Source organism: Deferrisoma camini S3R1, assembly GCF_000526155.1.
Lineage (GTDB): Bacteria > Desulfobacterota > Deferrisomatia > Deferrisomatales > Deferrisomataceae > Deferrisoma > Deferrisoma camini.
Map to the genome: position 1 here is coordinate 476,482 of NZ_JAFN01000001.1, position 19,112 is coordinate 495,593.

General features: G+C 67.9%; 13 protein-coding genes and 1 pseudogene. 10 read left to right on the plus strand and 4 right to left on the minus strand.

Annotation, left to right across the window (positions count from 1 at the left end; all coding sequences use genetic code 11):
* The first annotated feature begins 3 nt into the window (after window positions 1–3).
* The 6 genes from DEFCA_RS0102060 (at window position 4) to DEFCA_RS0102085 (ending at window position 8,200) form a co-directional block, all read left to right on the plus strand.
* On the plus strand, window positions 4–1,047 hold the full coding sequence (locus DEFCA_RS0102060; RefSeq protein WP_025321387.1) for a branched-chain amino acid ABC transporter permease: 1,044 nt from the start codon (window positions 4–6) through the stop codon (window positions 1,045–1,047).
* Between the two features lie 38 nt (window positions 1,048–1,085).
* Window positions 1,086–2,249 carry an ABC transporter substrate-binding protein gene (locus DEFCA_RS0102065; RefSeq protein WP_029733407.1) on the plus strand — a complete coding sequence of 388 codons (1,164 nt, stop codon included), beginning with the start codon at window positions 1,086–1,088 and terminating at the stop codon, window positions 2,247–2,249.
* 134 nt (window positions 2,250–2,383) lie between these two features.
* A complete protein-coding gene (locus DEFCA_RS0102070) occupies window positions 2,384–3,187 on the plus strand; it encodes an ABC transporter ATP-binding protein (protein WP_029733408.1) in 804 nt (267 codons plus the stop codon).
* A complete protein-coding gene (locus DEFCA_RS0102075; protein WP_025321390.1) occupies window positions 3,175–4,995 on the plus strand; it encodes an AMP-dependent synthetase/ligase in 1,821 nt (606 codons plus the stop codon). The genes DEFCA_RS0102070 and DEFCA_RS0102075 overlap by 13 nt, the downstream gene beginning before the upstream one ends.
* A 200-nt stretch (window positions 4,996–5,195) precedes the next feature.
* A complete protein-coding gene (locus DEFCA_RS0102080) occupies window positions 5,196–6,194 on the plus strand; it encodes a 2-hydroxyacid dehydrogenase (protein WP_025321391.1) in 999 nt (332 codons plus the stop codon).
* A 1,025-nt stretch (window positions 6,195–7,219) separates the two neighbouring features.
* Complete coding sequence (locus tag DEFCA_RS0102085; protein ID WP_025321392.1) at window positions 7,220–8,200, plus strand: transposase; 981 nt, start codon at window positions 7,220–7,222, stop codon at window positions 8,198–8,200.
* A 363-nt stretch (window positions 8,201–8,563) separates the two neighbouring features.
* On the opposite strand, the gene DEFCA_RS0102090 is transcribed toward DEFCA_RS0102085, so the two are convergent.
* The gene (locus DEFCA_RS0102090) at window positions 8,564–10,684 is read right to left on the minus strand and encodes a hypothetical protein (protein ID WP_025321393.1); all 2,121 of its coding nucleotides are present in this window, start codon (window positions 10,682–10,684) and stop codon (window positions 8,564–8,566) included.
* Between the two features lie 850 nt (window positions 10,685–11,534).
* On the opposite strand from DEFCA_RS0102090, the gene DEFCA_RS0102095 reads away from it, so the two are divergent.
* A complete protein-coding gene (locus DEFCA_RS0102095; protein WP_025321394.1) occupies window positions 11,535–14,522 on the plus strand; it encodes a hypothetical protein in 2,988 nt (995 codons plus the stop codon).
* A gap of 2,022 nt (window positions 14,523–16,544) precedes the next feature.
* Window positions 16,545–17,282: a choice-of-anchor D domain-containing protein gene (locus DEFCA_RS24490; RefSeq protein ID WP_245693520.1), complete on the plus strand. Its 738-nt coding sequence runs from the start codon at window positions 16,545–16,547 to the stop codon at window positions 17,280–17,282.
* Here DEFCA_RS24490 and DEFCA_RS24495 read toward each other — a convergent pair.
* Window positions 17,281–17,451, minus strand: a pseudogene (locus tag DEFCA_RS24495) (HesA/MoeB/ThiF family protein); the annotation flags it as partial. The gene DEFCA_RS24490 and the pseudogene DEFCA_RS24495 overlap by 2 nt on opposite strands.
* A gap of 210 nt (window positions 17,452–17,661) precedes the next feature.
* On the opposite strand from DEFCA_RS24495, the gene DEFCA_RS24620 reads away from it, so the two are divergent.
* Together DEFCA_RS24620 and DEFCA_RS0102105 are read left to right on the plus strand one after the other, a co-directional pair.
* The gene (locus tag DEFCA_RS24620; RefSeq protein ID WP_084318652.1) at window positions 17,662–17,904 is read left to right on the plus strand and encodes an AbrB/MazE/SpoVT family DNA-binding domain-containing protein; all 243 of its coding nucleotides are present in this window, start codon (window positions 17,662–17,664) and stop codon (window positions 17,902–17,904) included.
* The gene (locus tag DEFCA_RS0102105; RefSeq protein WP_025321396.1) at window positions 17,882–18,280 is read left to right on the plus strand and encodes a PIN domain-containing protein; all 399 of its coding nucleotides are present in this window, start codon (window positions 17,882–17,884) and stop codon (window positions 18,278–18,280) included. The genes DEFCA_RS24620 and DEFCA_RS0102105 overlap by 23 nt, the downstream gene beginning before the upstream one ends.
* Window positions 18,281–18,310: 30 nt before the next feature.
* On the opposite strand, the gene DEFCA_RS0102110 is transcribed toward DEFCA_RS0102105, so the two are convergent.
* Both DEFCA_RS0102110 and DEFCA_RS0102115 read right to left on the minus strand, forming a co-directional pair.
* Window positions 18,311–18,631 (minus strand): nucleotidyltransferase domain-containing protein, encoded by a 321-nt coding sequence (locus tag DEFCA_RS0102110; protein ID WP_245693412.1) that lies wholly within the window; start codon window positions 18,629–18,631, stop codon window positions 18,311–18,313.
* Between the two features lie 16 nt (window positions 18,632–18,647).
* Window positions 18,648–19,019, minus strand: a complete 372-nt coding sequence (locus DEFCA_RS0102115) for a HEPN domain-containing protein (RefSeq protein ID WP_245693413.1) — start codon at window positions 19,017–19,019, stop codon at window positions 18,648–18,650.
* Window positions 19,020–19,112 lie beyond the last annotated feature (93 nt).

Consider the following 19,112-nt stretch of genomic DNA (forward strand, 5'->3'; position numbering starts at 1 on the left):
CCCATGCGCATCGGCGACTTCAAGGAGACCTACGCGGCCGACGAGGCCCTGCTGCGGACCCCGCCCGTGCGGTTCTGGATGGCGGTGTTCGGGGTGGCGCTCGTGGTGTTCCCGTGGGTGGCGGGCGACTATCCCGTGTACCTGGCCGACCTGGTGGGCATCACCGTGATCTCGGCCCTGGGGCTCAACCTGCTCACGGGGTTCACCGGCCAGATCAGCCTGGGCCACGCGGCGTTCATGGGGGTGGGGGCGTACACGGCGGCGGCGCTGTCGTCGCGCTGGGGCCTGGGGCTGTGGGCCACCCTGCCGGCGGCCGGCGGCGTGGCCGCGGCGTTCGGCCTGGTGGTGGGCGCGCCGAGCCTGCGGATCAAGGGCCTGTACCTGGCCATGGCCACGCTCGCGGCCCAGGTGATCGCGGAGTTCGGGTTCGTGCACCTGGAGTCGATCACCGGCGGGATCCGGGGCATCAACGTGCCCCCGGCCCGGCTGGGGCCCCTGGAGTTCGGCACCGACCGGGCCCTGTACGCCGTGATCGTGGCCGTGGCCGCCCTGGCCACCTGGTTCGCCGCCAACCTCAAGCGCTCGGCGCCGGGCCGGGCCTTCGTGGCGGTGCGCGACCGGGACATCGCGGCCGAGATCATGGGCGTGCCCCTGTTCGGGACCAAGCTCCGGGCCTTCGCCCTGGGCGCGTTCTACGCGGGCGTGGCCGGCGCCCTGTGGGCCTACTTCATGAAGGTCGTCACGCCCGAGCACTTCCCCCTGAGCCTGTCCATCCACTACCTGGCCGTGATCATCGTAGGCGGGCTCGGCACGGTGATCGGGTCGGTGTTCGGGGCCGTGTTCATGACGCTGGTGCCCGAGATCCTGCGGGGGCTCGCCAGCCTGGCCCGGCCCCACTACCCGGAGGCGATGGTGCTGCTCTCGCCCATGACCGACGTGGTGTTCGGGGGCTTGATCGTGGGGTTCCTGCTATTCGAGCCCCACGGCCTGGCCGAGATCTGGCAGCGCACGAAGCGGTTCTTCCGGCTGTGGCCGTTCGTCCACTAGGGGCCGGCCCGCGACGGGCCGGGAAAGGAGGAAGGGAGATGCTGCGTAAAGGTTTGGCGATGGCGGTGGGGATCCTCATGGCGGTGCCGGCGTTCGGGGCCGACACGATCAAGGTGGGGGCGTCGCAGCCCCTGACCGGCCGGTTCGCGTTCGCCGGGGTCCAGCTCAACCAGGGCCTGGCGGACGTGTTCGCCTGGATCAACGAGAACGGCGGCATCAAGGGCCGCAAGATCGAGTACATCTTCGAGGACTCGGGCTACCAGGTGGACCGGGCCGTGGCCGTGTTCAAGAAGATCATGGCCGAGCACAAGCCGCCCATGTTCTACGGGGAGAGCACCGGGCAGGGCAAGGCGCTGGCGCCCGAGATCACCAAGACCTACAAGATCCTCTACGGGTCCACCTCGTTCAGCTCGGAGCTGGCGAACCCCGAGAAGTACCCCTACACCTTCGTGTCCGGGCCCACCTACTCAGACATGTTCGGCGTGCTCCTGGAGTACATCGCCAAGAACCCCAAGGGGGGCAAGCCCACGGTGGCGTTTTTCTACAGCGACACCGAGTTCGGCAAGGACCCGATCCCCTACGCCCGCAAGAAGGCCAAGGAGCTTGGGGTGGACGTGGTGGCCGAGATCGTGACCAAGGTCGGCGCGGTGGACGTCACCAGCGAGGTCCTGGAGCTCGTGAAGAAGAAGCCCCAGTACGTGATCATCCACGGGTTCGTGCTCTCGCCGATCCCCCAGGTGATCCGGGGCTCCAAGGACTACGGCCTCGACATCTCGTTCATGGGCACGTTCTGGTCCATGAGCCAGATGATCATCGACAAGCTGGGCGAGGACGCCGACGGGTACATGGGCATCAACCCCTACGCCTACTACTACGAGACCGACGTGCCCATGATCCAGAAGATCCGGGCGTTCAACCAGAAGGCCCACCCGGACGTGAAGCACCGGCCCAACAGCTACCTGCAGGGGTGGTTCACGGGCATGGTGTTCGCCAAGTGCGCCGAGATCTGCCTGGAGAACGGCTGGGAGATCACCGGCGACAACCTGGTGAAGGCCCTGGAGTCAATCCGCGACTGGGACGTGGGCGGGCTCATGCCGCCGGTGACCTTCGTGAACCACAAGGTGCCGGTGGGTCGGGTGTACCGGGCCGACGCGGCCAAGAAGCGGTTCGTGCCGGTGTCGGACTGGATCCGGCTGCAGTAGCGCCGCGCGGGGCACCAGGGGGGCCGGGGCTCGCCCCGCCCCCTCGGGCCGGACGTCCCAACGTCCCAACGTCCCAGCGTCCCGACATCCGAACGTCCCAGCGTCCTAACGTTCAACCGTCCCAACGGACCCCCATGAACGCACTGCTCGAGCTCAACAATGTGGAGGTGGTGTACAACCACGCCGTGCTGGTCCTGAAGGGCCTGTCGCTGCGGGTGCCCGAGGGCGAGATCGTGGCGCTGCTGGGCACCAACGGCGCGGGCAAGTCCACCACCATGAAGGCCATCTCGGGGCTCCTGCCCCTGGAGGACGGGGAGGTCACCGACGGCGACATCCGGTACCAGGGCGCCTCGATCCGGGGGCGGCTGCCCCACGAGATCGCCCGGCTGGGGCTGGTGCAGGTGCTGGAGGGCCGGCGGATCTTCGAGGACCTCACGGTGGAGGAGAACCTGGCCGTGGCCCGGTACGCCCGCAGGGGCCGGCCCGGCGCGGGGCTCGAGCCCGAGGCGGTGTACGCCTACTTCCCCCGGCTCAAGGAGCGCCGCCGCCAGACGGCCGGGTACCTCTCGGGGGGCGAGCAGCAGATGCTCGCCATCGGCCGGGCCCTGGTGGCCGGCCCCCGGCTGCTCCTGCTGGACGAGCCCAGCCTGGGCCTGGCCCCGCTCCTGGTGGACGAGATCTTCGAGATCCTGGTGCGGATCAACCGGGAGGAGGGGGTGACCATGCTGCTGGTGGAGCAGAACGCGGCCATGGCGCTCCAGATCGCCTCGTTCGGCTACATCATGGAGGGCGGCCGGGTGGTGCTCGAAGGTGCCCGGGACGTGCTGGTGCGGGACCGGGACGTGCAGGAGTTCTACCTGGGCGTGCGGGGCGGCCACGGCGCGGTGAACTACCGCGAGGTCAAGCACTACAAGAGGCGCAAGCGGTGGCTGTCGTGACGGCCGACACCCTGGTGGGCCTGCTGCGGGAGCGGGCCGGGGCCCACCCGGATCGGGTGGCCCTGCGGGAGAAGGAGTTCGGGATCTGGCAGCGGGTCACCTGGGCCGACTACCTGGGTCACGTGCGGCGCACGGCCCTGGGGCTGCGGCGGCTGGGGCTCGAGCCCGGCGACAACGTGGCCATCCTGAGCGAGAACCGCCGCGAGTGGCTCTACGCCGAGCTGGGCGCCATCGCGGCCGGGGGGCGGGCCGTGGGCGTGTACCCCACCAGCCCCGCGCCCGAGGTCCGGTACGTGGTGGACCACAGCCTCGCCCCCATCGTTGTGTGCGAGGACCAGGAGCAGACCGACAAGATCCTGGAGGAGTCGGACCGGCTGCCCCGGGTGCGCCACATCGTGGTGATGGACCCCAAGGGGCTCCGGAACTACACCGACCCCCGTATCCTCACCTTCGACGACCTGGAGCGCCTGGGCGCCGAGGAGGAGGCCCGGGACCCCGGCCGGTTCGAGGCCCTGGCCTCGGCCGTGCAGCCCGACGACGTGGCCATCATCATCTACACCTCGGGCACCACCGGCCATCCCAAGGGCGCCATGATCACCCACCGGAACATCCTGGCCATGACCCGGGCCATGGTGGAGGCCTGCGAGATCGTAGCCTCCGACTCGGTGGTGAGCTACCTGCCCCTGTGCCACGTGGCCGAGCAGATCTTCAGCGTGTTCCTGAGCGTGTACCTGGGCGTCACGGTGAACTTCGCCGAGTCGATCCGCACCATCCAGGCCGACCTGCGGGAGATCGCCCCCACGGTGTTCCTGGGCGTGCCCCGCATCTGGGAGAAGCTCCAGTCCTCCATCGTCATCGGCGTGCGCGACGCGCCCCGGTGGCGCCAGAGGCTGTTCCGGGCGTGCCTGGCCCGGGGGTACCGGCTGGCGGACAAGCGCCTGGCCCGCGAGCCCTGGTCCGCGCTCGACCGGCTCACCTGGTGGGCCTGCTACGGCCTCATGTTCCGGGCGCTCCAGAACTACGTGGGGCTCCGGAAGGCCCGGTTCTGCTTCTCGGCCGCCTCGGCCATCTCGCCCGAGGTGCTGCGGTTCTTCCACGCCATCGGCATCCGGGTCAAAGAGGGCTACGGCATGACCGAGTCCTCGGGCCTGTCGTTCATCCACATGGGCGACGACATCCGGCTCGGCACCGTGGGCCGGGTGGTGCCGGGGCTGGAGTTCCGCATCGCCCCGGACGGCGAGCTCCTGAAGCGCGGCGAGCAGATCTTCGCCGGCTACTTCCGCGACCCCGAGGCCACCCGGCAGACCGTGGACGAGGACGGCTGGCTCCACACCGGCGACATCGCCGAGCTGGACGAGCACGGGCACCTCCGGATCGTGGACCGGAAGAAGGCCATCCTGATCACCGCGGGCGGGAAGAACATCGCGCCGAGCGAGATCGAGAACGCCCTCAAGGTGAGCCCCTACATCAAGGAGGCCGTGGTGCTCGGCGAGGGCGAGCGGTTCATCGCGGCCCTGATCCAGATCGACTACGACACCGTGGGCAAATGGGCCACCGAGCGCAAGGTGCCGTACACCAACTTCAAGAGCCTGGCCCGCCGGCCCGAGGTGCGCGAGCTGATCGCGGCCGAGGTGGACCGGGCCAACCAGGGGCTGGCCCGGGTCAAGCAGGTGCGGGAGTTCCGCCTGCTGGAGAAGGAGCTGGACCACGACGACGACGAGGTCACGGCCACCATGAAGGTGCGCCGCCGCACCATCTACGAGAAGTACGCCGATCTCATTCAAGAGATCTATGGGGGGAAAGGGTAGAAGGCTGGAAAGCTGGAAAGCTGGAAAGCTGGAAGGCGAGGACGTTGGGACGTTAGGACGTCGGGACGGTGGGACGTTCCGCCCGCACCTCCGCGCGTCCGCACGGTGAAACGACGAACGACCAACGACTCCCGGTGGTCCTGAGCCGCCCAGCTGCCTAGCCGCCTAGCGGCCTAGCCGACAGAGGAGTCATCAGAGCCATGGGCGTGGATCGCGTGTTCGTGACCCGGAGGATCCCGGACGAGGGGCTCGATCTTCTGCGGCCGGTCTGCGCCGTGGACCTGTGGGACGACGACCTGCCCCCTCCGGCCGACGTGCTCCGGGAGCGGGTCCGGGGTGCCGCAGGGCTCCTGTGCCTCCTGACCGACCCCGTGGACGAGGCGCTCCTCGATGCCGCCGGCCCGGGTCTGCGGGTGGTGAGCCAGATGGCCGTGGGCGTGGACAACATTGAGCTTGCGGCCTGCACCCGCCGGGGCATCCCCGTCGGGCACACCCCGGGCGTGCTCACCGAGACCACGGCCGACCTGGCCGTGGCGCTCCTCCTGGCCGCGGCCCGCAGGCTTCCCGAGGCCCAGGCCGCGGTGAGGGCAGGGGAGTGGACCACCTGGAAGCCCCTGTGGCTCGCGGGCCGCGACGTGCACGGCTCCACCGTGGGCATCGTGGGCCTGGGCCGCATCGGCCGGGCCGTGGCCCGCAGGCTCCGGGGGTTCGGGTGCCGCATCCTCTACACCGGCCCGCGCCCGGTTCCGGAGGCCGACGAGGTGGGGGCCCGGTTCGTGGAGCTGGAGGAGCTGCTGCGCCGGAGCGACTTCGTGACCCTCCACTGCCCGCTGACCCCCCAGACCCGGCACCTGATCGACGAGCGCGCCCTGGCCCTCATGAAGCCCACGGCCATCCTGGTCAACACGAGCCGGGGCGCCGTGGTGGACCCGGACGCCCTCCACCGGGCCCTGGCCTCGGGCCGGATCGCGGCCGCGGCCCTGGACGTGACCGATCCCGAGCCCCTGCCGCCCGACCACCCCCTTCTGGCCCTGCCCAACTGCCTGGTCGTCCCCCACATCGGCAGCGCCTCGGTCGCCACCCGCACCCGCATGGCGGTCATGGCCGCCGAAAACCTCCTGGCCGGCCTGAGGGGCGAACCCCTCCGCCACTGCGCCAACCCCGAGGTGTACAGGCCGCCGAAGCACCCCCCGCGTTGACGGCGGCGACCTCTGAGCCGAACCCCGGCCGGCGTTGACACTCGGCCCAGTGAAGTGGTATCCGAAACCTGGTTTTGGGGAGACATCACGCTACAGGGGGGCGCTAATGTCCGGGCACTTGCATCCCCTTCCCGAAAAAACAACGGCCGCGCCCTGTCCTCACCTGGTGGACGGTCGCGGCCGTTTCTGTTTCATCCCCAGCATGTGCGAAATGGAGCCGCCCCTCACCCTCGGATCGTTCACGCCCCAAACGCCTCACCCGGGGCGTTCGGGAGACGAAATCTACAACATGTTCGGCGAGCTTTTTTACATAACGACTGAGTGACAGGAGACGATGATGGATCTTTACGTGTTCAGTTCAGTGAATGTGACCAACGTATGGGCTGGGATTGGCGCTCGGCGATGGGCAATATCATCTAGACAGGCGCAGAACCCGAAAACACCGACTAAGGCTAGATCATTTAAAGTTGGATCGCTCGGCATCATTTACTGTAAAGAGACGAAGTCGTTTATGGTTCCATTTATAGTTTCTTCTCCTCCTGAGTTGGATACGTCTGTTCGCGATATTTGGCCAGAGGAGTGGTGGTTTCCGTTCTCTATTTATCCTCTCGGGTCTCCAGCAAAGCAAATGAGCACTTCGGAGGTATCAGAACTGCCCGGTCTTCGAACTTCTGGAAAAACGTGAAATCATGTTCTCTTTGTGCAACCTGATTTTGTTTTTCAGCCGTCCAAGATTAGTGATGAAGACTGGGCGATAATCTTCCAGAGGTTGTCGTGTTAGGCGGAGGTTCGTTCGGAGGTTCGTCGGAGGTTCGTCGGAGGTTCGTCGGAGGTTCGGAGGTTCGGACGGGAGGTTCGGGAGGTTCGGGAGGTTCGGGACGCTGGTCGAAAATGAAGCTTGATGGCAAGGTCAGGCCGATGGTGAAAGGACGGTGCCATGCCGAGGAGCGCAACGGGAGGTTCGGGACGCTGGTCGAAAATGAAGCTTGATGGCAAGGTCAGGCCGATGGTGAAAGGACGGTGCCATGCCGAGGAGCGCAAGGTTGGATGTGCCCGGGGTGCTTCAGCACGTGATGGCTCGGGGGATCGACGGGTACGACATCTTCCAGGATGAAAAGGACCGGGAGACGTTCCTGGAGCGCCTGGCGGCAGTGGTGGAGTGGGCCCGGGCAGATCTTTTGGCGTGGTGCCTGATGTCGAACCACTTCCACCTGCTGATCCGTCCGCATGAGGTGCTGCTTGCACCGATCATGCGCCGGCTGATGACCGGCTATGCCGTGTGGCACAACCGGCGGCACCAGCGGCGGGGCCATCTGTTTCAGAATCGCTACAAGAGCATTGTTGTGGAGGAGGACCCGTACTTTCTGGAGCTGGTGCGCTACATACACCTGAACCCGGTGCGTGCCGGACTGGTGGAAACGATGGAGGTGCTGAACCGGTACCCGTATACCGGCCATGCGGTGATCCTGGGTCGCCGGAAGTACCCGTGCCAGAACGTGGACGAGGTTCTTGGGATGTTCGGCCGACGGGTGCGGGAGGCCCGGGTGCGGTACCGGGAGTTCGTGGCGGCGGGGTTCGGGCAGGGGGTGCGGGGGGAGCTTCGGGGTGGGGGGCTGGTCCGGAGCGCCGGGGGGTGGGCGAACCTACTGCGGCGAAAGCGGGAGGAGTGGGAGCTCGGGGACGAGCGGGTTTTGGGGGGCGGGGAGTTCGTGCGGGAGGTGCTAGGCCAGGTAGAGGAGGAGGTGCCGCGGCGTCCGGCAAGGGAGGTGCGGGAGATCCTGGGGGAGGTGTGCCGGGAGCATGGTGTGGGGGAGGAGTTGGTGCTGGGGCGAACGCGCCGCCAGGGGGTGGTGCGGGCCCGGGAGGAGTTTCTGCTGCGGGCGCACGAGGAGGCGGGGGAGAGCTATGCGGCGTTGGGTCGGCTGTGCAAGATGTCGCACACGTCGGTCCGGGCGGCCGTCGAGCGGGCGCGGAGTCGCCGAGCGGAGAAGGCCAAGGCCGTGTGAGGAAACCTTCGTTATCGACCAGCGTCCCGGATCTACGTTGAGAAGGCCAAGGCCGTGTGAGGAAACCTTCGTTATCGACCAGCGTCCCGGATCTACGACGGATCTACGTTCGGATCTACGCGGATCTAACCGATCGAAGGCCGAAAGGAGTGCTTGTCGGGTTCGCCAGGCGGTACGCTCGGGAGCACAACATCTCGTCGCAGGTCGCCGGTCGTAGGTCGTGAGTCGCCGGTCGCCTCGAACTCCCCTGCCATGAGTTCCCGCCGCTTCCCCGGCTCGCTACGCTCACCGGGGAAGCGGACCCAAACCCCACTTCACACGACAACCACCCCGACACAGGGGGGATGCGGACCTGGGGGCCGTTCAGTAGAACAACCGCATCTTCCTGAGCTGTCGCTGAGACATCCGTATCGTACCGAAGAATTGGAACCCGCCCTCGCATTTGGCGGATCCTCCCCCGCCCTCACACTCACTCCAGCGTTCGACCTCCCCGAGGGCTGCCATGTGGATATAGATGCGGTAGCGGTGTCCCTTTTTCAGGCGGATCCTGTGCCGGATCGGATCGTCGTAGCTTCGCCTCAGGTCATCTCCGTGAACCTCTTTCAGAACGTCAAAGCCCGGGGAGATCTCCTCGACCGTCTTCCCTTCGGTCATGTCGTACAGATACATCCTCGAGACGGTTTTCGCCGTCGTATCCGACCTTATGGCGATGTCTGTATCGACGTGATAATCACGGTCGAATCGAGTATCCAGGACAAAGGTGTGATCCGACTCGCCTTCGTAGACGAATTCTTTGTAGATGCTCAGCTTGTCGTTGAAGAAATGGTTCGGTTTATCATTATAGTTGTTTTGACGATACGAAGCGTAGGGATTTCCGAATGCGTCCGTCCCGGCCGGATCGAACCTCATGGAGATCTCTAGAGGGTAGTCCAGGCGTTTGGACGTGACGAAGGAGTAGCTGGCGTCTGGGTACGTTGTATGAGTCACTTCAGTGGTGCCCGCGCGGGTGGTCCTTAGGGTCGTGTAGCGAGCCTTGATACCCCGATAACGGGAGCTCGTCCGCCAGGGCAGTTTCTCCAGTTGGGCGCTGTGGCGTGAGGACACGATGCCGAAACCGTAACGGAAGGCCCCTTCGGGATCGCTTTGCAACCTGTCGTCGTAGCGTTCCACGGAGACGTAGTCCCGTACCGTTTCCCCTGCTTCGTCTTCCAGTTGGTACTCGCCTTCCGGGACGTCGCACTCGTACAGGGTGATCCGGTAGACGTCGCTGTAGCTCAGCACATTGCCGTCCCAGAGATCGTAGGGCTCCCCTTTTCGCTCGAATCTCTGCACGCTGCATTCGTACACGCTCCCGTCCTCCAGCGACCTGGCATAGAGCGGGCCCGGCGCGCTTTGGGCGGTCCGGATGTCGTAGAAGATCAGTCCTATCTCCATCTGGTCGGTCAGGGCCCTCCGGAAGAACTCCGCGCGCTTCAATACGTCTTCGGTCCCCTCCGGCAGAAACGATCGATCGTGGTCTGGGTGGGCGTAGTACGGGTCCGTATAGGTAATGACCAGTTTCCACACGTTGTTGATGAAGCTGTATTCGGCCTCGTAATTGTTTAGGTCTTCTTCTATGTACTCCTTGAGCCACTCGTATTTTGTTCTTGCGATGCCGGTCTCGTCGTAGTCCTTGACGCCTGCCATATGTGCTTCTATTACCAGGTTTGTTCCTCTGGTCATTGTGTTGACCCAGTAGTAGGTGTAGTGCTCCAGGGAGTTGTAGGCGTTGATCAGGTCTTGGTTGTTGAGTTCGAGGAGGTCCCCGATGTTGTCTATCAGGTAGTTCGTATGAGTGGACAAGATGGGCGCGCCGGGAAGGGTTATCTTGTCCTGGATGTTGTTCACCTTCTCCCACGTCCCGTAGGTGTCCATGATGAGATCGTAGAGGTCCTTCATCGCCTGGCCATCGGCTTCGTCCGGGCCGAAGCCGGCGGTTCGGGCGATGAACTCCTGCTCGGCAGTACGGATGGTGCTGCGCGCGTCGTAGGGGGAGGCGATCAGATTCAGGAGCTCGTCGTGGTTCTTCTTCATCTGGCCTACGATCGTGTCGAGTTCGGTGCGGATCTCGTCGAGGTTTCCGACGATGTCGTCCAGGGTGCCCCGCATCGCCCGGAGCATCTCGGTCTGCTCCTCCTGGCCCTGGATCAGATACCCCTGCGGGTTGATCACCCGCATGATGAGCCCGCTGTCGACCTCGCCGTCGTTCTGGTACACCGCGTATCCCAGGCCACCGATCGTGGTCACGGCTGAGAGGATGCTGGAGTAGGGGACCGAGGTCTCCGATGGCCCCTCCGGCGAAGCGCCCAGCGCGGGGGCCGGGCTCTCCAGTATGGGGGGAGGGGATGCGTCCCCCTCGGGGTCAGAGTCCGAGTCCGAACCGCAACCGACCACCAGCCCGACGCAGGCCAGGACGAGGAACAGCCAGCGCATCTTTCCGAACATGTCTTCTCCTTTCGTCTCACGACCTGGTCCGATCCTCGTTCCGGGCCGTTCGGGTGGAAGGAAGGGGGTGGGAGAAGGGGAGGGGAAAGCGGTGCCCTTGCGCACCCGGCCGCCTGAGCCCTTGGAGCGCCATCCGAGCCCGTCAATACCCGCCTTGTTTCGGGTCATCCTTCTTATCGGCCCCCACCGCCAAAGATTGAAACGCGTTCCCTGGTACGGCGCGGGTGCTCGGTCGACCAGTGGCTAACCGTTGGTGGGTAGGCGGACCGCCTCCACCCGGCATGGGTCGGGTTTCGAGACGCTGATCGGGGATCGGGTTTGTTGGTCAAAAACCACAAGTCAGACCGAAGACGAAAGGTCGGTGCCGTGCCAAGGAGCGCGAGGTTGGGCGTGCCCGACGTGCTTCAGCACGTGGTGGCTCGGAGGACCGACGGGTACGACATCTTCCAGGATGAAAAGGACGGGAGACGTTCCTGGCCTGGAGCGCTCGGCGGCAGTGGTGGGATGGGGCGGCGCGGATCTTCTGTGGTGTGTGCCGATGCTTTGGAGGGATGTCTCACACGTCGGTGCTGTCGGCCGTGGAACGGGCGCTGCTGCCGCCTGGGACGGGGGATCTGGCGAAACCTTCGTGACCGACCCGCGTCCTGAAGCCCCGCCCTTTTCCCCCGCGAGGGCCCGTGTTTTCGTACACCACGCACCTGGACTAACCGCCCCGGGCGCAGGGCCCCTCTGAGGAGATTCCGTCCGTTCCCATTCCCTTGACAAACCGGCGGTAGCCTGTTTCGTTGGGCGGACAAGGCAGCTCTCCGGCACCCCTCCCGTGCCCTTCCCCGGACCCGGAGGCCCTCCCATGTGTGCCGCTTCCCTGTCCAGCCGGCTTATCCCCTTGGTCCTCGTGGCGGCCTTCGCCCTGGGCCCCTGGGCCTGCGGCTCGCGGCCCCCGGAAACCGCGGGCCGGGCGCTCGCCCGCCCCGCGGTCCAGACCTCTGCGGATCCCAGGGTCGAACTCCTGGATCACCAGGTCTGGGGTCGCGACGGCGAGCAGTGGGCCGCGATCCGGCTGGTGGACGGCTCGGGCGGCTTCGTGACGGGGCGGACGATCTCGGACTTCCGGGTCACCGAGACCCGACACCTTTCCGATGGCACCACCGAGGGCCCGGAGGAGATCGCCTTCGACGACCCCGGGTCCCAGTTCAACGGGCCGGGGTTCTGGGAACGCACCGTCACGGGCGAGAAGGTGGACCTTGCGGTCATCCTGGACCATTCCCTCGGGGAGCAGGCATCCGCGGTCAAAGGCGAACTGCACGAACTCGTGGACCGGCTGGCCGCGTCCCGGCTCGACTTTCGCCTGGCGCTGTTGGAGCAGGAGGCGTGCATCACGATCCATTGCGGCTCGGTGTTTCCCTTCCACGGCCCCATGGAGATCCAGGAACTGCATGAGGCCGTGAACACGCTGAATCTGGAAGGCACGGACTTTTCTCCCGCCGCCACGTACGACGGCGTCCTCTGGGCGGCCACCGACCTGCTGTGGCGCGACGACCCCGGCGTGACCCGCATGGTCGTGGTGGTCACGAACGACATCCCCCAGTCGGTGTACGGCAACATCTGGGCTCTCGATTCCCACGGGACGGCGACGAACCGGGAGGCGGCGCGGCTGGCCCTGGAGGAGGCGGGCCTCACGCTGTACTACGCCCAGCCGGCCGATCCCGACGGGCTGGGGTACACGGAGAACTACGCCGACCCCGACCGGAACCCCCGGGCCGGGTGCTCCGCCGGGGAGGACGGCTGGGACTGCGGGTTCGGGGGCCTGGGCGTCCGCCTCGGCTGGCCCTTCGATCAGGACGAGATCCCCCTTCCGGATTCCGGACCCGTGGCCGACTCCCGGTACTACTTCGCCTGGCTGAGCCCGTTCGGGCCGATCGAAGACCCGGATGAGCGCCGCGTGGTGGAGATCCGCACCGCCGACCCGGACGACTCCTCGGCCGAGATCGCGCTCACCTTTGAGTACGGGTATCCGGGTGAAGAGGGGGCCCTGCGCCTCGTGCTCACCGACGAGGCCGGCGCCCCCCTGCCCGCGTCGCTGGACGAGTGCGCGAGCGTGTACCGGGCCATGGGGGACCGGGCCGTGAAGCTCAAGGAGGTCTGCCCCGGGGACGCGGGGGAAGACGGCGTGGCGGTGGCCGACCTGCTGATGCCCGGCCCGGTGGTCCTGGAGATCGGGTACGAGTTCGCGACCGCCGGCTGGACCAACTCCTACTACTCGGACCTCGGCTTCCAGTCCGCCCGGTTCGACGTGGAGGTCCCGGCCGGGGACACGTTGGAGGTCCCCTGGCAGGTGGAGGTGGCCAACCGGCGCGCGGACCTCTGGCGGATCCGCGGGCTTCTCAGGGACCTGAGGGGCTGGGGGCTCGGGAGCCGGCCGTTCGCCGGGGCGGCCGACCGGATCACGGCCTGGGTCGAGGGGCTCGAGGCCGGCCCCATGACGCTGGACGACAAGGACCGGCTCGTCCGGTTCACCCACGCCCTCGGGGGCTACCTTTACGCGGCGGGCTACGCCGAGACCCAGACCCGGAAGGTGGAGGCCGGCCTCATCGACGTGATCCGTCGGCTCCGGGCGATCATCCAGAAGCTTCGGGACCTCGCCGACGAGGTGGACACCACGGCCTCGCTCACCGACGCCGAGGCCTCGGCCCGGCTGGCCGCGACCCTGGGGCTCGATGTCGAGGCCATCGAGGCGATCGGGGAGGCGGAGAGCCTGCGGGCCCTGGCCCGGGCACTCCTGGAGTACGTAGAGGATGAGCTGGTGCCCGAGGTGATCGGGAAGATCCTGGACCAGATCCCCCTGGGCCCTGCGGGCCCGTACGTGGAGCAGTTCCTCCTCGGCGTGGTCCTGGACGACTGGGACTCCACGGACAGCCTCTGGGACACCCTGGCCGAGCTCTCCCTGGACGGGGTGCTGGACGCGGCGCTGGCCGAGGCGCCGGACCTCCTGGGCGCGGTCCAGGACGAGGTGTTGGTCCGGATGCCCCAGGAGGCGGCCGACGCGTACCACCTCCTGTCCTCCCTGGTGGAGGCCCTGGCCCAAGACGGCACCGACGGCCTCGCCGAGGCGGTCCGGTCGGCCGCCCAGGACCTCCTCAACCGCTACGCGACCCCCGAGGCCGCCTTGGCCCGGGTGCGCGACGCCGTGTCCGGCCTCACCGACGCCCTCTCACCCGGGCCGGTGCGCGACGCCCTGGTTCCCTTGCTGGACCTCATGCTGCGCGTCGCCCTGGAAGAGGGGGACTTCGACAACGACGCCGCGATCGGGGTGCTCGCCACGCTGTTCGCGCGCTACGCCATCCTGGACCCGCAGTTCAACCGCCCCGTGGCGGGGCAGATCGGTGGGCTTCTCGACGCGGCGCTCGCGTTCCAACCCACCCCGGCCGGGCCGGACTTCAGCGAGTACGACCGGGAGGTGGCGATCGACGATGCCATCGGGTACCTGCGCGACGCCTACTGGCTCGACGATGAACCGCCGGCGGAGGGCTGGAAGGGGTTTCACGAGATCGGTACCGAGGCCTGGGACGTCCTCGCCGCCCTGGAGCCCCTGGACGACATGGCCGACGCCCTTTCGACCGTGAAGCAGATCACCGAGGTGGCCATGTACCCCGTGGTCCTCGGCTTGTGCGCCCGGGGCTACCCCACCTGCTCCCTTGCGGACGACCTGCCGAACTTCACCCTGGCCCTCGACGCGGTGGGCCTGTTCACCCGGGCCGTGGAGCTGGCCCTCCGGCTCGACGACCTGCTGGAGATGCCAGACGAGATCGGGCCGGCAGCCGACGCAATATTCTTCTAGGGGAGCGGGATCATGCGGGCGCTTCGGTGGTTCGGATGGGCCGTTGTCTGGGCGGCGATCGGGGCCGGCCCGGCCGGGGCCACGGTGTGGCAGATCGAGGACGTGGAGGAGGCCGGGTTCCGGGACCTCTCGCCCAAGGCGCTGGTGGCCGCGGGAAGCGAGGTGTACCTGGCGTACGGGCGGTCGCACCTGGTGACCCGGCGGTTCGAGGGGGGCGGGTGGAGCGACGCCACCGTGGTGGACCCCGACCCGGGCACGGGCTCGTTCGCCGCGGCCGCGGCCGACGGCCAGGGCGCCGTGCACATCGTGTACTACGACCGGGCGAACGGCGACCTCCGGTACGCCACGAACGCCGGGGGCGACTGGGCCGTGGAAGTGGTGGACCGCACCGGCGACGTGGGCCGGTACCCGAGCGTGGCGGTGGGGACCGACGGCCGGGTGCACGCGGCCTACTACGACGCCACCCAGGCCCGGGTCCGATACGCCGTGCGAAGCGGCGGGGTGTGGTCGTTCGAAACCCCCGACCCGGCGGACCGCCGGGGCCGGTGGACCGCCCTGGTGCTCGGGGAAAGCGGTGAGCCCGTGGTCTTCTATTACGACGCCGAAAACGGCGCGCTGGTCGCCGCCTGGCGGGCCGCCGACGGGACGTGGACCGTGGAGACCGTGGACGACGACGGCGACGCCGGCCGGGAGGCCGTGGCCGGGGTGTACGGCGGAACGATCTGCGTGGCGTACACGGCCTGGGCGGATCCGGGCGGCGGAACCATCCGCACCGAGGTGCGCCTGGCCTCGGACACCCCCGGCGGGTGGACCGTCGAAGCGGTGGACACCGCGGCCACGGCCGAACGGGGCGGCCCGGCCTACCCGGCCCTGAGCGTGGCGTCCGACGGCACCGTGGAAATCGCCTACCGGGCCTGGTGGACCGAGACCTGGACGGATGACGAGGGCACGGAGCGCGCCGCCTACCACGTGGAGCTTCGCCACGCGATCGGCGGGCCGGGATCGTGGTCCATCGAGACCCGCGCCGAGGAGACGGAGAAGCCCGACCTGGGGCGCGGCATCTCCCTCGTGCACCGCGCGGGCCCGCACGGGGAGGAGCGGGTGCTCGCGTACGCGGGCCCGGAGGGGGAGCTCACGAGCCGCGGGTACACGTTCGATGCCCTGCCGGCGCCTTCTGCGGCCTGGCGCGGGCCCTGGCCCGTGGACCAGCCGGCCCTGCCGGGCCGGGCTGCGGCGCTCGCCCTGGATGCCGACGGCATCCCCCGCGCCGTGTACGTGGACGAGGTGCGCCGGAAACTCCGGCACGCCGTGCGAACGGCCGGGGGGTGGTCGGCCGAGGACGTGGCCGACGCCCACCCCGGGGCCGAGCAGACCGGCCTTGCGGTGCTCGACGACGGGAGTCTATTCGCGGCGTACCAGGGCAAAGACGAGAAGCTTCGGATCGCCTGGAAAAGCGGCTCGGCCGGGTGGCAGAGCCAGGAGGTCGGCGGGGCTCGGACCGGGCGGTTCGCCGATGCCGTGGCCGCGGCGGACGGCACCGTCCATGTGTTCTTCTCGGACGAGGACGCGAGCGCCCCAGGGCACGGCACCGCGACGGTTCCCGCGAACGCGGGGGGTTCCCCGTCCTGGTCCTCGGAGACGTTCACGTGGTCCCCGGACTACAGCGGATGGTGGCCCTCGGCCGCGGTGGACGCGGACGGGAACCTCCACCTGGTCCACGCGTCCCGCGACCTGGGCCACAGCGCCGACACCATCTCGTTTCGGCTCTTCTACGACACGAACGCGGGCGGCTCGTGGGCCGAGGAGACCGTGGACGAGGGGCCCCGGGTGGAGTACGCCTCGCTTGCGCTCGCGCCCGACGGCACCCCGCACGTGGCGTTCTTCGACGGCGTGTCGGGCGCGTTGAAGGTGGCCTCCCGAACCGGCGGCGCCTGGTCGGTCCAGACCGTGGACGACGAAGGGTACGTGGGGCTTTATGCCGATCTGGCCGCAGACGCCGAGGGGAACCTCCACGCGGTGTACATGGGGTGGGGCGCCGACCTCACCCGCTCGTTCGTGCGGTACGCCAACAACACGAGCGGCGCCTGGCACGCCGAGACCGTGGCCGAGGGGGCGGACGTCGGCGCGTTCGCCCGGCTGGCCGTGGCCGACGACGGCACCGTGCACCTCGTGTTCCAGGACCGGGACATCGGCACCCTGCGCTACGCCCGGTCCACGAGCCACGAGGTGAGCGTGGCGCCCGCCAGCGCCGACCTCGGCCCGGTGGAGGTGGGGGACTCGGCCGAAGCCGAGGTCACCCTGACGAACCTCGGACCCACGGCCCGCCGGGTGGCGTCGATGACCCTCACCGGCTCGGACGCGTTCACCCTGGTCACCGGCCTCACCGACCGCTACTGCGGTTCGACCACCCCCTGGCTCCACCCGGGCCGCCCCGCGTGCACCGTGGCCGTGCGGTTTGCGCCCTCCCAGGCCGGGGCCGCAACCGCGACCCTCACGATCGCCTTCGAGGACCCGGACCTCCCTCCGGCCGCGGTGAGCCTCGCCGCCGAAGCCACCGACACCGGCGGCGACACCGGATCCGAAGGTGGAGGCGCGGGCGGAGACGAAGGGGATACCGGCGGAGACTCCGAGGGTGAAACCGGAGGAGGCGGGGATACCGGTGGAGGCGGTGGCGACGTGGACTCTGGCGGCGACACCGGCTCTGGAGGCGCGGACGCGGGCGGAGGAGGGGGGTGTTTTCTCCAGGCACTGGGGGGGTGAGCCCCAGGGTCCCAACCCCTGCGGCCGCCAAATAGAGCAGCGCGGGCGAGCCCAGTCCCCCGGTCCTCACCACCATCACCCGCGCGGCCTTCAGCCGTTCCTGGCCCTTGCCGCCCACCTGAGGCAGGATGATCTGGCGGGAGTAACGGAGGACCTCGGCCGGGTGCATTCGCCGCTTGTCTCACGACTCCTCGACCCGAGAGAGCCCTCACCTTCGCCCTTTTGCTACTTGTAATCAACAGTTGGCCAGGCCTGCCGGACGGCCGGCGTAATCGTTCCGTGAACCCGAGATGTATGAGGGGGGATCAGGGTGTAGAAAAAAAGGATTTGACCGCTTTGCCTTACTCGAATAGTCTTTGCGGTAAGGAGATCGTTGACGATGTTGCTCAAGATTACATCGAAACGGCAAGTGACCTTCCCGGCTCGGGTGCTAGAAGCGCTGGGCGTGAAACCGGGAGACCGACTCGAGCTGCAGGAGAGCCCCGAGGGGTACATCCTTCGGCCGAGGCGCATTGATCCTTCCCGGCTGGCTCCCTTGCGGGACAAGCTGCGGCGAGGCAAGGGAACCTTTGACCTCGAGGCGTTCCGGAACGAACCCTATGACCCCTCGCTTCGGGATTGACACCTCGATCCTGGTGCGGCTCCTCACGGGGGATCCGGAAGAGGTCTTTCGGGCCTGTGTGGAAGCGCTGACTTCGCTCGTCGAGGGGGAGGGGGCCGAAGTGTTCGCTTCGAACATGGTCGTCGGAGAGGCGTACATCGCGGTGCAGCACCACTACGGGGTAACCAAGGCCGAGGCTCGTGCCGGCCTTGCGAGCGTGCTCCAGAGCGGACTGGTCGCCCCCCTTAACGGGAACGGGGTGATCGCCGCCCTGGAGGGTCCTTCCGGATGTGGGCTGGTCGACCGCCTCATTGCCGACGACTACCGTCGCGCCGGGCTCGTCACCCTGACCCTGGACCGGAAAATGGCCGCGCTTTGTGACGTTCGCCGGCTGTAGGACACGAGCGATCCCGAGGAAGGACCCCCTTTACCCCTCCTCCCGTCCTTCCTGGATCGCGAGCGGCTCCCCCCATAACGCGACCGCGTGCTCCACGGCGTTTTGGGCGAGGGGCACGCGGGGGAGCTCTTCCTCGGTGTAGCAGAACAGGTCCACGCCGAGTCCCACTTCCGCGAAGAACGGGAGGTACTCCAGGGGCCGGTCCAGGAACCGAACCTCCGAGCGGTCCACGATCACGATCACGTCCGCATCCGAGCCCGGCACCGCCGTTCCCCGCGCCAGCGACCCGAAAAGCCCCACGAACCGCACCTCGGGCCGCGTTCTCCCCAGGTGTCCGGCAGCCTCCCTCAACCGGCGGACGGCCTCCTCACGATCGAGCCAGAAGACCGTCACAGAACCGTAGGACTCTTTCCGCACAACCGATCGCATGGTCCGCGTCTTCTCGGGTGAACATGTCCTTGGGCGCTCCCTCGGCCCAGCCGTTGGGGTAGCGGGCCGGAATGTAGTACCGGTCGAGGTCCCTCGCGTCGGTCCAGAGCTCCGGTTCCACCGGCGTCCTCTGGGAGAGCCCTTCCAGGAGCCCCAGGACCGAGTGCCCCCAGGCGTCGCCGCCGAGGGCCTGATACACCGCCTTCAACGCCTTCTCCGCGGCCTGTTGGGCCGCGAAGCAGGCCCACTCGTGGAATCCGCCGGACCGGCTGTGCCGGGCCTGATCCAGATCCCTCCATGCCTGGGCCATCCAATCTCGTGTGCGCGCCGCCATGCCCTGCCTCCTCGCCCCGACGACTCGCCCCACCTTAGCATCCGGTGCCCCCCTCCACAACGCCGCTCC

Coding starts and splice junctions, on each gene's coding strand:
- DEFCA_RS0102085 (WP_025321392.1), top strand. CDS start 7,220: ATGCCGAGGAGCGCAAGGTTGGATGTGCCCGGGGTGCTTCAGCACGTG.
- DEFCA_RS24490 (WP_245693520.1), top strand. CDS start 16,545: ATGGGGTGGGGCGCCGACCTCACCCGCTCGTTCGTGCGGTACGCCAAC.
- DEFCA_RS0102105 (WP_025321396.1), top strand. CDS start 17,882: ATGACCCCTCGCTTCGGGATTGACACCTCGATCCTGGTGCGGCTCCTC.
- DEFCA_RS0102115 (WP_245693413.1), bottom strand. CDS start 19,019: ATGGCCCAGGCATGGAGGGATCTGGATCAGGCCCGGCACAGCCGGTCC.
- DEFCA_RS0102065 (WP_029733407.1), top strand. CDS start 1,086: ATGCTGCGTAAAGGTTTGGCGATGGCGGTGGGGATCCTCATGGCGGTG.
- DEFCA_RS0102070 (WP_029733408.1), top strand. CDS start 2,384: ATGAACGCACTGCTCGAGCTCAACAATGTGGAGGTGGTGTACAACCAC.
- DEFCA_RS24620 (WP_084318652.1), top strand. CDS start 17,662: ATGTTGCTCAAGATTACATCGAAACGGCAAGTGACCTTCCCGGCTCGG.
- DEFCA_RS0102080 (WP_025321391.1), top strand. CDS start 5,196: ATGGGCGTGGATCGCGTGTTCGTGACCCGGAGGATCCCGGACGAGGGG.
- DEFCA_RS0102060 (WP_025321387.1), top strand. CDS start 4: ATGCGCATCGGCGACTTCAAGGAGACCTACGCGGCCGACGAGGCCCTG.
- DEFCA_RS0102090 (WP_025321393.1), bottom strand. CDS start 10,684: ATGTTCGGAAAGATGCGCTGGCTGTTCCTCGTCCTGGCCTGCGTCGGG.
- DEFCA_RS0102095 (WP_025321394.1), top strand. CDS start 11,535: ATGTGTGCCGCTTCCCTGTCCAGCCGGCTTATCCCCTTGGTCCTCGTG.